Below are 12,207 nucleotides of genomic sequence, written 5' to 3'. Positions count from 1 at the left end.
ATGACGTGTTCAGGAACGCGAACCTCGTGCTCCGGCCCGGCAGGGCGGCGCGAGCGGCCCGTTCGGCCAGGCGAAGACGGGTTCGTCCCGCGATCCGGAATCGGCGTGCCGGGCAGTGGGACCAGGCAGGCGGGAACGTGCAACTCGGGGGTCGGGAACGGTCGACTCGCGGGTCGGGAACGGAGGACTCGCGCGACCGGCCCGTTCACGCGGGCGACCGGCACCACGTGAGAACCCGATCCACATCGTGAGTTCTGCGCTCACGCACGCGAGTTCTACGTTCCGGCACGCGAGTTCCACGCTCGAGACCAGCCACCTCGTCTGCCCGCGACCGGACTTTGCCGGGGCCCTGACGTCTCACCTGATGAAGGCGGCCTTCACCTCCACCGAAGCCGGGAACGGTTAATTGATCACGAATTCAGGCGCGGAAAGGAAAAGGAATCAGGGGCGCCATTCCTCTTGGTAGTCCTTGTGATCGGCGTACGGGAGCGCGAGAAGCCGCAGTGTCAGGCACCAGTTCCAGCCGACCACGTCGGCGGGCGCGTGACAGGTCTGGCAGGCGTACTCGAGGCCGTAGGTCGGGAACCCGTCGACCTTCTCGGTCACGACGGTGTGGTGGGCGGCGACGATCCTGCGCTGGGCCTCGACCTCCTGGACCATGTGGTTGATCACGTCGAGCTCGCCGTTGCCCAGGCCGCGGATCCGCATCTCCATGTCCATGAGCGCCTCGGGTCGTTCGAAGCCGTTGCCGGATCGCCCCCTGGCCACCGTGCGCATGATCAACGACTGGCGCTCGTTTATCCGTGCGGATAGAAAGGTGACCAGATCGTCCATTCCGGCTTCGCCCCGTTTCTCGGCTATCGGCGTCGACATCCTCGTCGAGGAAGTTTCACCGAGTGTTACCGAGACGGCGAGCGCACTCACGCTTTTGAGTTACGAATTGTGGCAATTGTGATAGTCAGGCGCCGTGCAGGTCGCACAGAGCGGTCGGGCTGTCCGGTGCGGCGCGCGCCTGGACGACCGGCTGGTCCGCCACGGTGATCGCGCAGTCGCCGGTGCCGTCGGGGCCGGGCCACACCTCCACCCGGAGCACGAGCTGGTCGGGCGACTTCGGTGTGCTGAACGCGGCCGAGTCCGTTCCGGCTGGCGGCATGTCGATCGGCCCGGTGTCGCCGAACACCTCGCCGCGGACCCGGAAGACCGCGCCGGCGCCGGAGACGGTCACCCGCACCGGCCGTTCGACGGCGGGCGGCGGGGGAGCGGGCGGGACCGGCGGCGCGGGTGGAGGCGGGGCAGGCGCGGCGCAGGCGGGCAACCCCAGGACAGCCACGGTCGTCAGGGCGGCGGACAGCGGCTTGCGCACCGATCACCTGCGCTCTCGCGTTCACGACGGGGGCAGGCGCCCAGCCTACTCCCGCCGTGTCCGCTCGTACACCGTCGGTTACCCGCCGAGCGCGGCTCGCACGGCGTCGGCCGACGGCGGCACGGTGGCCTTCGGCCCGATCTTGCCGTCGACCGCGTCCAGGGTCTTCAGGCCGTCGCCGGTGATCAGCAGGACGGTCTCGGCGTCCGGGTCGAGCTTGCCGGCCTCGATGAGCTTCTTCGCCGTCGCCACGGTGACACCACCGGCGGTCTCGGTGAAGATGCCCTCGGTCCTGGCCAGCAGCCGGATGCCCTCGACGACCTCCTCGTCGCTGACGTCCTCGATGGCGCCGCCGGTGCGGTTGACCACGTCCAGCACGTACGGCCCGTCGGCCGGGTTGCCGATGGCCAGCGACCGCGCGATGGTGTCCGGCTTGACCGGCTGCACCACATCGTGGCCCGCGCGGAACGCCGCCGACACCGGCGAGCAGCCGGTGGCCTGCGCCCCGAAGATCTTGTACGGGCTCTCCTCCACCAGGCCCAGCTCACCCAGCTCGCGGAAACCCTTGTCGACCTTGGTCAGCTGCGAGCCCGACGCGATCGGCACGACGATCTGCTCCGGCCGCCGCCAGCCCAGCTGCTCGGCCACCTCGAACGCCAGGGTCTTCGACCCCTCCGAGTAGTACGGCCGCACGTTGACGTTGACGAACGCCCACTTCTCGTTCTCCGCGGCCAGCTGCGTGGCCAGCCGGTTGACGTCGTCGTAGTTGCCGTCGACGGCGATCAGCTCACCGTCGTAGACGGCCGTGGTCAGGATCTTGGCCCGCTCCAGGCTCGACGGGATCAGCACCACGGACTTCCAGCCCGCCCGCGCCGCCGCGGCGGCCGTGGCGTTGGCCAGGTTCCCGGTCGACGGGCAGGCCAGCACCTCGAAGCCGAACTCCCGCGCCGCGGCCAGCGCCACGGCGACCACCCGGTCCTTGAACGAGTGGGTCGGGTTGCCGGTGTCGTCCTTCACCCAGATCCGCTTGACCCCGAGAGCCTTGGCCAGCCGGTCGGCACGGACCAGCCTGGTACAGCCCGGCTCCGTGTTCGGCGTCTGCTCCACAGTGGACGGAACGGGGAGAAGTTTCTTGTACCGCCAGATGTTGCGCGGGCCGGCTTCGATGTCCTCGCGGCGTACCCGGCCGAAGTCGTAGGCGACCTCGAGCGGGGAGAAGTCCTCGGCGGAGACGAACTCGGGGGCCAGCGGCTGCCGGTGTCCCTCTTCCTTCGACACCAGCTCGGCGGCGGGGCCAAGGTCGAGTTTTGTGGCGGCTGCGGTCATCGCGAGGTCCTTTCCTCATCTGTCCCGCTGGCGCGGGCCGGAATTGGCACCGTGTTCGTCAGCTACCTCGCGGAATCGAGATGACAGGCTGACGCCGGTTGCCGGGGCTTCATCGGGCCGTTCCCTCTGCCCCTCTGGATGAGCGGTATTCGGTTGTCGGACCACCGCCCGGGCGGTCCGGCTACACCGTACGACATGGCGGTCACGTCGTGCCACCACGTCCTACCCGTCGGACGCCCGTGGCAGGATCGACGCCGTGACCGCATCCGCCGCCGCTCCGGCCCCGCTGAACCTGGTGCTCGGAGAGGAAGAACTGCTCGTCGAACGGGCGGTCCGGGCCGCGCTGGAATCGGCCCGCGCCGCGGACCCCGCCGCCGAGCTGACCCGGGTGCGCGTGTCCGAACTCACACCGGGTGCGCTCGCCGAGCTGGTCAGCCCGTCGCTGTTCAGCGAGGGCAGGGTGATCGCGCTGGAGAGCGCGCAGGACGTCAGCCAGGAGGTCGGCGACGCGATCGTGGCCTACGCCGCCGAGCCCGCCGACGGCGTGGTGCTCGTCGTCGTGCACAGCGGCGGCGGGCGCAGCAAGGCTGGCAAGGGCCTGCCCGCGGCCCTGCGCAAGGCCGGGGCCCAGGTGGTCGAGTGCGCCAAGGTCACCAAGGCGTCCGACCGCGAGGCGTTCGTCCGCAACGAGGTACGCCAGGCGGGCGGCAAGATCGACGCGGCCGGGGTGCTGGCGCTGATCGACGCGGTCGGCTCCGACCTGCGGGAACTGTCGGCCGCGGCCACGCAGCTGGTCGCCGACTCCGGCGGCAGGGTCGACGAGCAGGCCGTGCGCCGCTACCACCAGGGACGCGCCGACGTGACCGGGTTCGCGGTCGCGGAGAAGGCCGTCGCCGGTGACCGGGCCGCCGCACTGGAAACGCTGCGCTGGGCGCTGAACATCGGCGTGCCGCACGTTCTGGTGGCCGACGCGCTCGCCGACGCGGTCCGCACCATCGCCAGGGTGTCGGCCGCGGGCAGGGGCAACCCCAACCAGCTCGCCGGCGAGCTGGGCATGCCGCCGTGGAAGGTACGCAAGGCACAGGGCCAGGCACGGGGCTGGACCCCGGACGCGCTGGCCGACGCGATGCGGCTGGTCGCCACGCTCAACGCCGAGGTCAAGGGCGCGGCGGCGGACGGCGAGTACGCACTGGAGCGCGCCGTGCTCGCGCTGCCGGAGATCCGGGAGCGCCGCTGACCGAGGAGCTGCGCCGACTGGCGCAGCGTTACGGCCTGGTGTGGCACACGGTCGTCGTCGTGCTGGGTTCCCTGCTGGCGCCGTGGGCGGTGACCGGCGGCCAGCGGGCCGCCGCCGCGATCGCGGCGGCCGCGGTGCTGGCCCTGACCGTGCTCGCCCTGCTCCTGCCCCGCACGGTCGCCGTGCTCGTTGACACCGCGGTCGCCACGGGCGTGTGCCTCACCGCGGGCCTCACGACCACCGTCGAGCTGTCGGTGGACGGCGCGAGCTGGGTGGTGGTCGTCGCGTCGGTCACCGCCATGACCACGCAGCTGCGCACCGGGCCGGCTCTCGGCTGGGCGGCCGCGGTGCTGGTCTCGCTGAGCTTCGTCGCGGGCGGCCTGCTCGCCGAACCGGACCGGGCCGGCGCGCTGGTGCCGTTCGCCGCCTGGTTCCTCGCGCAGGCCGGGCTCTGCCGGGCCAGTTACGCGCTGCTGCGCCGGACCGCGCGGATCGCCGACGACGCCGGGGAACGGCTCCGCGAGCAGCGGGCCTCCGAGGCCGTGGCGCTGGCCCGGCGGGCCGACGAGCGCGAACACCTCGCCGCACTGCACGACACCGCCGCCGCGACCCTGCTGGTCGCCGGGACCGGCACCGCGGGCACCCGGCCGTCGCTGGCCGCGCAGGCCGCGCGCGACCTGCGCACCCTGACCGGCTCGGCGGCCGAGGACACCGAGGACACCGACCTCGCCGCGCTGCTGACCGAACAGGCCCGGCTGGCGCCGCTGCGGGCCGAGGTGACGGCCGGGGCCGTCCGGGTGTCGGCCCGCCGCGCCGAAGCGGTCCGCGGCGCCGTCGCCGAGGCACTGACCAACGTCGCCCGCCACGCCGGCAGCGGCACGGCCGCACTGTCGGTCCGGAGTGAACCCGGCGGCGGGGTGGTCGTCGAGGTACGCGACGACGGCCGCGGCTTCGACCCGGACGCCGTCCCGCCGCTGCGACGCGGCCTGCGGGACTCGATCCGGGCCAGGCTGGCCACCGTCGGCGGGCACGCCACCGTGCGTTCGGAACCCGGCCGGGGCACCACCGTGACCCTGGAACTGCCCGGCGCGGACCAGGCCGCCGTCGCCGCGGCCGAGCCCGTCGACGACCCGGCACCGCGGCTGGTGACGGCCTGGCGGCGGGCGGCGTTCGGCCTGGCCGCGTTCGCCACCGCGGCCTTCTACCTGCCCACCCTGATCGGGCACGCGGACGAGTACGTCTCGCTGACCTGGCAGCTGGTGGCGTTCGGCCTGATCGCCGCCGTGGTTGTGGCGGCGGGCGTCACCGGGCTCTCCGGACGCGGCCGCCGCTTGCCGGTGCTGTCGCTGGGGCTTCTGCTGGTGGCGTCGGTGCTGTCGACGGCGGCGGTGCCCGCCGGGCTGCTGGTCACCCAGACCCACTGGGTCTACCCGCTGGCCGGCCTGGCCGCGGTGCTCGTGCTCATGGACCGGCCGGTGCGGGAGCTGGCCGCCTTCCTCGCCGTGCACCTCGGCGTCACGGCGACCCAGGTCGTGCTCGCGGGCCAGGGTGACCGGCCGACGCTGGTCGCGCTGGCGAGCATGACCGTCATCGCCGGCAGCGTCCAGCTGGCCGTCGGCGCTGCGGCCGCAGCGCTGCGCGGGGTCGCCGGCCGGGCGGCCCGCGCGACGGCCGAGCGCGAGCGGTTGCGGACCCGGTCGGTGGTGGCCGCCCAGCTGCGTGCCGACCGGCGTGCCCGCTACGCCGAGCTGGACCGCACGGTCGTGCCGCTGCTGCGTGGCCTGGCCGACGGCACGCTCGACCCGGCGGCGCCGCGGGTGCGCCGGGACTGCGCCACGCAGGCCGCACGGCTGCGCAGGCTGCTGGCGGAGCGGGACGACGTCGCCGACCCGCTGGTGCACGAGCTGCGCGCCTGCGCCGAGGTCGCCGAACGCGCGGGCGTGGCGGTGACGTTCGCGGTGTCCGGGCAGAGCCTGCCGCTGTCGACGGCCCAGCGCCGCGCCCTGACCGACCCGGTGATCGCCCTGCTCGCGGAGGCGGTGGGCTCGGCCAGGATCACCGTCACCGCGCACGGCGATGCGGTTACCGTGAGCGTGCTGGCCGACGCCCCGGCGCCAGGGCCGGTGCCCGCGAGCGGGCCCGCCGAGATCTCCGTGGTCGGCCGGGACGGCTCGGTGTGGCTCGAGGCGACCGTGCGGACCGGGAGGAGGACGGCGTGACGAGCGTGGTGATCGTCGACGACCACCCGGCCATCGTCGCCGGGATCCGGGCGTGGTGCGCGCAGGCCGACCCGCCGATCGACGTCGTCGCCGCGGGCGCCCAGGTCGCCGTGGCCTGGGCGGGCCCCGGACTGGACGCGGACGTCGTGATCCTCGACCTCATGCTGGACTCCGCCGTGCCGGCACTGGCCGAGCTGCGCAGGCTGACCGACGCGGGCAGGCGGGTGGTCGTCTACTCCATGCGCGACGACGACCAGACCGTCCTGACCTGCCTGGACCTCGGGGCGGTGAGCTACCTCACCAAGGCCGAGGGGGACCGGCACCTGGTGGCCGCGGTGCGGGCGGCGGCAGGGGACCAGCCCTACACCCCGCCGAAGCTGGCCGGGGTGCTCGGCACCGACAGCAGCCAGTCCCGCCCCCAGCTCACCCCCCGCGAGCGGGACGCGCTGCTGCTGTGGTTCCGCTGCGAGTCCAAGGACCTGGTGGCCGAGAAGATGGGGGTCTCGGTCAGCACCGTCAACACCTACCTGGACCGGGTACGCATCCGCTACGCCAACGCCGGCCGCGCGGCGGCGACCAAGGCCGCGCTGCTGGCCCGGGCCATGCAGGACGGCCTCATCGGGCTCGACGACCTCTGACTGTCGGTCGTTCGGCTGACAGCCGTCCGGCCGACGGCGCCTACGCTGTGTGGACGAGCCTCGGCAGAGGGGGGCCGAGGCTCACGAACCCCGGCAACGACAGAGCCCCGGACGCTGGGCGCCCGGGGCTCGGATCGTGGAGCGGAAGACTCAGAGGGAGTTGACCCGCTTCGCCATGGCCGACTTCTTGTTGGCGGCCTGATTCTTGTGCAGGACACCCTTGCTGGCGGCCTTGTCGAGGCGCTTGGCGGCCTCGCGCTGCAGGGCGACGGCCTTCTCCTTGTCCCCGGCCTCCGCGGCCTCGCGGAACTTGCGGATCGCGGTCTTGACCGAGGACCGCACCGACTGGTTGCGCTGACGCGCCTTCTCGTTGGTCTTGATGCGCTTCATCTGCGACTTGATGTTGGCCACGTAGGCGCTCCTTGTCCGGTGTGTTCGGGTTCGCCGCCGCGTTCTCGTGGCCCCGGCCGGCCCACCCGGGCCGGGCGCGGGCTTCCTCCATTGCGGAATGCCACACGGCAACGACCAGCAAGCCTAACAGCCGCGATAAGGTGCCGATGAAGGAGGCACGTGAACGCAACGGCTCTGGCTCTCGTCCTGGTCGCCGCCGTGGTGCACGCCTACTGGAACCTCCTGGCCAAGCGGGTGACCGGCTCCGGCACCGCGTTCGTCTGGCTCTACTACTCGGTGTCCGCGGTCGCGCTGCTGCCGGTCGCCGTGGCCGCGGTCCTGATCACCGGCGACCGTCCACAGTGGAGCTGGCTGCTGGGCGGGGCGGTGACGGCCGTGCTGCACATCGCCTACGCGCTGGTGCTGCAGCGCGGGTACGCCGTCGGCGACCTGTCCGTGGTCTACCCGCTGGCGCGGGGCACCGGCCCGCTGCTGTCGGTGGCCGTGGCCGTCCTGGTGCTGGGGGAGCGGCCGGGCTGGCTCGGGGTGGCCGGCGCGGTGCTGGTGGTCGGCGGCGTGCTGGTGATCGGCACCGGCGGCTCGCCGGGACAGTCCGCGGACCGCGCGGCCCGGCGGGCGGGCATCGGATACGGCCTGCTCACCGGCGCCACGATCGCCGCGTACACGCTCTGGGACGCGCACGCGGTCACCGGGCTGGGCCTGTCGCCGCTGGTGTACTTCACCGCGGGCGCGGTGCTGCAGGGCGCCCTGCTGGCGCCGGTCGCGCTGCGGCGGCGCACCGAGGTGACCGACATGTGGCGGCGGCACCGGCGCGAGGTGCTGGTGGTCGGGGTGGCCTCGCCGGTGGCGTACCTGCTGGTGCTGTTCGCGCTGACGATGGCGCCGGTGAGCCTGGTCGCGCCGGCCAGGGAGCTGAGCATCGTGCTGGGCGGGCTGGCCGCCTGGCGGGTACTGGGTGAGGCGGACGCCGTGCGCAGGCTGGCCGGGTCGGTCGTGGTGCTCGCCGGTATCACCGCGATTGCGGTCGCCTGACCTGGCGGGTAGGCAGGAGGCATGGAGGTGCTGAGCAGCCGGATCCTGCTGAAGCCACGTGACCACGAGCGGTCGGTGGCCTTCTACCGCGACACCCTGGGCCTGGCGGTCTACCGCACGTTCCCCGGCGGGACGGTGTTCTTCCTCGGCCAGGGCCTGCTCGAGATCGTCGGCACGGGCGAGGCGGGCCCGACCGCGGACGTCGCGCTGTGGCTGCAGGTGCGCGACGTCGCCGCGACGGTGCACGAGCTGTCGGTGGCGGGGGCGACGATCGAGCGGGAGCCGCGCCGGGAGCCGTGGGGCCTGGACGAGGCGTGGATCAGCGATCCCGACGGGCACCGGATCGTGCTGGTGGAGATCCCCGCCGACCACCCGCTGCGCACCGACGTGCGCCCTCAGCAGGAGACGGCGCGCAGCTGAGCGGCACGGGACGCGCCGAAGCCGGGCGGGTCCCAGACCCAGGTCTGCAGGTCGGTGAACCCAGCGGCGGCCACCTCGTCGGCGAGTTCGTGCCGGGGCAGCGGCAGCCACTTCTCGTGCGCGGAGAGCACCAGCCGCCCGCCGGGACGCAGGACCCGGCGCAGCTCGGCGAACCCGGCCTCGCGGTCGTCCCACAGCTGGACGTTGTTGACGCTGAGCACCACGTCGACCGAGTCGTCGGCCAGCCCGGTGTGCTCCGCGGTGCCCCGGCGCAGGGTCACCTCGTCACCGCAGCGCTGGCGGCAGGCGTCGAGCATCGCCGCCGACGGGTCCACGCCGATCACCACCGCGGCGCGGGCCGCCGCGGCGGCCAGGCCGACGCCCGGACCCGGGCCGACCACCAGGACCGTCTCGGTGCCGGTGAGTCCGGCCACGCCGACCACGTGATGCTCGGTGGCGGCGTTGCCACGCGCCATCATGCCGCCGCCGAGCCTGCCGAGCAGGCCGCGTGGATGGCCGAACGCCCGGTCGAGGACCGCTGCCAGGGAAGTGCTCATGACTCCAGGACAGCACCGCCGCGGCGGCCTCGCATCGGGGATCTCCCCGGAATGGCCCATCGGCCCACCGGAGGGGTGAACCCGCATGGGACGATAGACGTCGAACCCTGCCAACCTGCCGAGGACAACCCGAGTGACGAGTTTCGCCGACACCACCTTCACCGACCCGGAGCGCATCCGGAACTTCTGCATCATCGCCCACATCGACCACGGCAAGTCCACCCTGGCCGACCGGATGCTGCAGCTCACCGGCGTGGTCGAGGAGCGGGCGATGCGCGCGCAGTACCTCGACCGGATGGACATCGAGCGGGAACGGGGCATCACGATCAAGGCGCAGAACGTGCGCCTGCCGTGGAAGGTCGACGGCACCGACCACGTGCTGCACCTGATCGACACGCCGGGGCACGTGGACTTCACCTACGAGGTCTCCCGGGCGCTGGAGGCGTGTGAGGGCGCGATCCTGCTGGTGGACGCCGCGCAGGGGATCGAGGCGCAGACGCTGGCCAACCTGTACCTGGCGCTGGACAAGAACCTGCACATCATCCCGGTGCTGAACAAGATCGACCTGCCCGCGGCCGAGCCGGACAAGTACGCGGCCGAGCTGGCGCACATCATCGGCTGCGAGCCCTCGGACGTGCTGCGGGTGTCGGCGAAGACCGGCGAGGGCGTGCGGGAGCTGCTGGACGAGGCCGTCCGCCAGGTGCCGCCGCCGCAGGGCGAGTCCGACGCGCCTGCCCGGGCGATGATCTTCGACTCGGTGTACGACACCTACCGCGGCGTCGTCACCTACATCCGGGTGGTGGACGGGCGGATCACCCCGCGTGAGCGCATCCGCATGATGTCCACCGGCGCCACCCACGAACTGCTCGAGGTCGGCATCATCTCGCCGGAGCCCAAGGCGAGCGCCGGGCTCGGTGTCGGTGAAGTGGGCTACCTCATCACGGGTGTGAAGGACGTCCGCCAGTCCCGGGTCGGCGACACGGTGACCTCGGAACGCAAGGGCGCCGCCGAGCCGCTGACCGGCTACCGCGAGCCGAAGCCGATGGTCTACTCCGGGCTGTACCCGGTGGACGGCTCGGACTACCCGGTGCTGCGGGAGGCGCTGGACAAGCTGCGGCTCAACGACGCGGCGCTGGCCTACGAGCCGGAGACGTCGGTGGCACTCGGCTTCGGGTTCCGCTGCGGATTCCTTGGCCTGCTGCACCTGGAGATCACCCGCGACCGGCTGGAACGCGAGTTCGGGCTGGACCTGATCTCGACCGCGCCGAACGTGGTGTACCAGGTGTTCCTGGAGGACGGCGGCGAGGTCACCGTGACCAACCCGTCGGACTGGCCGACCGGCGCCAAGATCGCTGAGGTCCACGAGCCGATGAGCAAGGTGACGGTGATCGCGCCGTCGGAGTTCATCGGCGCGATCATGGAGCTGTGCCAGAGCAAGCGCGGCCAGCTGCAGGGCATGGACTACCTGTCCGAGGAGCGCGTCGAACTGCGCTACCACCTGCCGCTGGGTGAGATCATCTTCGACTTCTTCGACTCGCTGAAGTCCCGCACCCGCGGCTACGCGTCGCTGGACTACGAGGAGGCCGGCGAGCAGGCGTCCGACCTGGTGAAGGTCGACATCCTGCTGCAGGGCGAGACGGTCGACGCGTTCTCGGCGATCGTGCACAAGGACGCCGCCTACGCCTACGGCAACCGGATGGCGACGCGGCTGCGCGAGCTGATCCCCCGGCAGCAGTTCGAGGTGCCGATCCAGGCGGCGATCGGGTCGCGGATCATCGCCCGGGAGACCATCCGCGCCATCCGCAAGGACGTGCTGGCCAAGTGCTACGGCGGTGACATCTCGCGTAAGCGCAAGCTGCTGGAGAAGCAGAAGGAAGGCAAGAAGCGGATGAAGACCGTCGGCAGGGTCGAGGTCCCGCAGGAGGCTTTCGTCGCCGCTCTGTCCACTGAGGACGCCTCGGACAAGGGCAAGGGCAAGAAGTAGGCGCGCGGGGCCGTCAGCCCGCGCCGGTGATCCGGGTGGCCGCCACGAACACCGCGACGCGGCGTTCGGCGGCCATCACCCGGTCGTACTCGGCCCAGTCGTCGTGCGAACCGGTGGCGGCGACGAACCCGATGCTGGGCACGCCGCTCACCGGATCGGGGATCGGTCCCGCGTTGACGACCGAGGCGTGCACGCTGCCGTCGGTCCTGGCGACGGACACGGTGGCCAGCCCGTTCTCCTGCACGGCGAGTGCGCTGAGCGCGTCGTAGTCCGGCACGGCGCCGACTCTACTGCCGCGAAAGGGCACCTCGCGCGCGCTGCGTCGCCCACCGGGACAACGGTCGGTATCCGGCTGGTTTCCGTCGGTGACTTCTGCTGTGCTGGCGTCCTCGACGAGAGGAGAGCACCATGACGGTCATGACAGCGACGGAGTTCCCGCCGGCCGGGTCGGGCCCCCTGACGGTGCGCGACCTGGAGGGACTGCCCGATGACGGACGTCGCTACGAGCTCATCGACGGGGTGCTCATGATGAGCCCCGCGCAAGGACGGCGACATCAGAAGATCGCGTTGCGGCTCGGCTCCCGCCTGGAGGCGGCCTGCCCGGCGGAATTCGACGTGCTGGCGGCACCGTTCGCCATTCATCCCGGCGGCGCCGTGGAGTTACAGCCGGATGTGCTCGTGGGGCGCGACAGCGACTTCACCGACAAGGACCTGCCCGCCGCGCCGGTGCTGGCCGTGGAGGTGCTGTCGCCGAGCACGGCCATCCACGACCTCAACACCAAGAAGGCGGTCTACGAGCGCATCGGCACGGCGTCCTACTGGGTGATCGACCCCGAGGAGCCCGCCGTGACGGTGTTCGAGCTGGACGACACGGGCCGGTACACGCAGACGGCCAAGGCGGCCGGTGGCGAGCCGCTCGAGGTCACGCGGCCGTTCCCGGTGCGGCTCGTGCCGAACGACCTGCTGGGCCGGCTCGCCGACCCGTAGCGGACAGATCTGGCAGGAACCGACGGGAGTCGG

General features: G+C 72.4%; 14 protein-coding genes and 1 riboswitch. Of the genes, 8 read left to right on the top strand and 6 right to left on the bottom strand.

Annotation, left to right across the window (positions count from 1 at the left end):
• Positions 1-441 precede the first annotated feature (441 nt).
• The gene (locus EWH70_RS29375) at positions 442-834 is read right to left on the bottom strand and encodes a DUF6221 family protein (RefSeq protein ID WP_130478867.1); all 393 of its coding nucleotides are present in this window, start codon (positions 832-834) and stop codon (positions 442-444) included.
• Here EWH70_RS29375 and EWH70_RS35640 point away from each other — a divergent pair.
• The gene (locus tag EWH70_RS35640; RefSeq protein ID WP_165436461.1) at positions 776-955 is read left to right on the top strand and encodes a hypothetical protein; all 180 of its coding nucleotides are present in this window, start codon (positions 776-778) and stop codon (positions 953-955) included. The genes EWH70_RS29375 and EWH70_RS35640 overlap by 59 nt on opposite strands.
• A 3-nt stretch (positions 956-958) precedes the next feature.
• Here EWH70_RS35640 and EWH70_RS29370 read toward each other — a convergent pair whose 3' ends face one another.
• Positions 959-1,363, bottom strand: coding sequence for a hypothetical protein (locus tag EWH70_RS29370; protein WP_130478800.1), 405 nt, complete (start codon positions 1,361-1,363; stop codon positions 959-961).
• A 78-nt stretch (positions 1,364-1,441) separates the two neighbouring features.
• Positions 1,442-2,689, bottom strand: a complete 1,248-nt coding sequence (gene thrC / locus EWH70_RS29365; RefSeq protein WP_130478799.1) for a threonine synthase — start codon at positions 2,687-2,689, stop codon at positions 1,442-1,444.
• A 12-nt stretch (positions 2,690-2,701) separates the two neighbouring features.
• Positions 2,702-2,834, bottom strand: a riboswitch (SAM riboswitch).
• 111 nt (positions 2,835-2,945) lie between these two features.
• Between thrC and holA the strand changes: the two genes are divergently transcribed.
• The 3 genes from holA to EWH70_RS29350 are packed head-to-tail and all read left to right on the top strand — an operon-like array spanning position 2,946 to position 6,783.
• A complete protein-coding gene (gene holA / locus EWH70_RS29360; RefSeq protein WP_130478798.1) occupies positions 2,946-3,926 on the top strand; it encodes a DNA polymerase III subunit delta in 981 nt (326 codons plus the stop codon).
• A 38-nt stretch (positions 3,927-3,964) separates the two neighbouring features.
• On the top strand, positions 3,965-6,145 hold the full coding sequence (locus EWH70_RS29355) for an ATP-binding protein (protein WP_130478797.1): 2,181 nt from the start codon (positions 3,965-3,967) through the stop codon (positions 6,143-6,145).
• Positions 6,142-6,783: a response regulator transcription factor gene (locus EWH70_RS29350; RefSeq protein WP_205669307.1), complete on the top strand. Its 642-nt coding sequence runs from the start codon at positions 6,142-6,144 to the stop codon at positions 6,781-6,783. Before EWH70_RS29355 ends, EWH70_RS29350 begins: the two co-directional genes overlap by 4 nt.
• 150 nt (positions 6,784-6,933) lie before the next feature.
• Here EWH70_RS29350 and rpsT read toward each other — a convergent pair whose 3' ends face one another.
• Positions 6,934-7,194, bottom strand: a complete 261-nt coding sequence (gene rpsT, locus EWH70_RS29345; RefSeq protein ID WP_130478796.1) for a 30S ribosomal protein S20 — start codon at positions 7,192-7,194, stop codon at positions 6,934-6,936.
• Positions 7,195-7,353: 159 nt separating this feature from the next.
• Between rpsT and EWH70_RS29340 the strand changes: the two genes are divergently transcribed.
• Complete coding sequence (locus EWH70_RS29340) at positions 7,354-8,226, top strand: DMT family transporter (RefSeq protein ID WP_130478795.1); 873 nt, start codon at positions 7,354-7,356, stop codon at positions 8,224-8,226.
• A gap of 21 nt (positions 8,227-8,247) precedes the next feature.
• Positions 8,248-8,646 carry a VOC family protein gene (locus tag EWH70_RS29335; protein WP_130478794.1) on the top strand — a complete coding sequence of 133 codons (399 nt, stop codon included), beginning with the start codon at positions 8,248-8,250 and terminating at the stop codon, positions 8,644-8,646.
• On the opposite strand, the gene EWH70_RS29330 is transcribed toward EWH70_RS29335, so the two are convergent.
• Positions 8,622-9,203, bottom strand: a complete 582-nt coding sequence (locus tag EWH70_RS29330; protein WP_130478793.1) for a class I SAM-dependent methyltransferase — start codon at positions 9,201-9,203, stop codon at positions 8,622-8,624. The genes EWH70_RS29335 and EWH70_RS29330 overlap by 25 nt on opposite strands.
• 133 nt (positions 9,204-9,336) lie before the next feature.
• Between EWH70_RS29330 and lepA the strand changes: the two genes are divergently transcribed.
• Positions 9,337-11,187, top strand: coding sequence for a translation elongation factor 4 (gene lepA / locus EWH70_RS29325; RefSeq protein WP_130478792.1), 1,851 nt, complete (start codon positions 9,337-9,339; stop codon positions 11,185-11,187).
• Between the two features lie 13 nt (positions 11,188-11,200).
• On the opposite strand, the gene EWH70_RS29320 is transcribed toward lepA, so the two are convergent.
• Entirely contained in the window at positions 11,201-11,464 is a 264-nt protein-coding gene (locus EWH70_RS29320; protein WP_130478791.1) for a hypothetical protein, read from the bottom strand.
• A 131-nt stretch (positions 11,465-11,595) separates the two neighbouring features.
• Between EWH70_RS29320 and EWH70_RS29315 the strand changes: the two genes are divergently transcribed.
• A complete protein-coding gene (locus EWH70_RS29315; RefSeq protein WP_130478790.1) occupies positions 11,596-12,174 on the top strand; it encodes a Uma2 family endonuclease in 579 nt (192 codons plus the stop codon).
• Positions 12,175-12,207 lie beyond the last annotated feature (33 nt).

Source organism: Amycolatopsis suaedae, assembly GCF_004214935.1.
In the GTDB taxonomy this organism is placed as follows: Bacteria; Actinomycetota; Actinomycetes; order Mycobacteriales; family Pseudonocardiaceae; genus Amycolatopsis; species Amycolatopsis suaedae.
The sequence above is the reverse complement of the archived record's forward strand: the minus strand, read 5'-3'. Positions and strand labels throughout refer to the sequence as shown.

Coding starts and splice junctions, on each gene's coding strand:
- EWH70_RS35640 (WP_165436461.1), top strand. CDS start 776: ATGATCAACGACTGGCGCTCGTTTATCCGTGCGGATAGAAAGGTGACC.
- EWH70_RS29330 (WP_130478793.1), bottom strand. CDS start 9,203: ATGAGCACTTCCCTGGCAGCGGTCCTCGACCGGGCGTTCGGCCATCCA.
- EWH70_RS29335 (WP_130478794.1), top strand. CDS start 8,248: ATGGAGGTGCTGAGCAGCCGGATCCTGCTGAAGCCACGTGACCACGAG.
- EWH70_RS29315 (WP_130478790.1), top strand. CDS start 11,596: ATGACGGTCATGACAGCGACGGAGTTCCCGCCGGCCGGGTCGGGCCCC.
- EWH70_RS29375 (WP_130478867.1), bottom strand. CDS start 834: ATGGACGATCTGGTCACCTTTCTATCCGCACGGATAAACGAGCGCCAG.
- thrC (WP_130478799.1), bottom strand. CDS start 2,689: ATGACCGCAGCCGCCACAAAACTCGACCTTGGCCCCGCCGCCGAGCTG.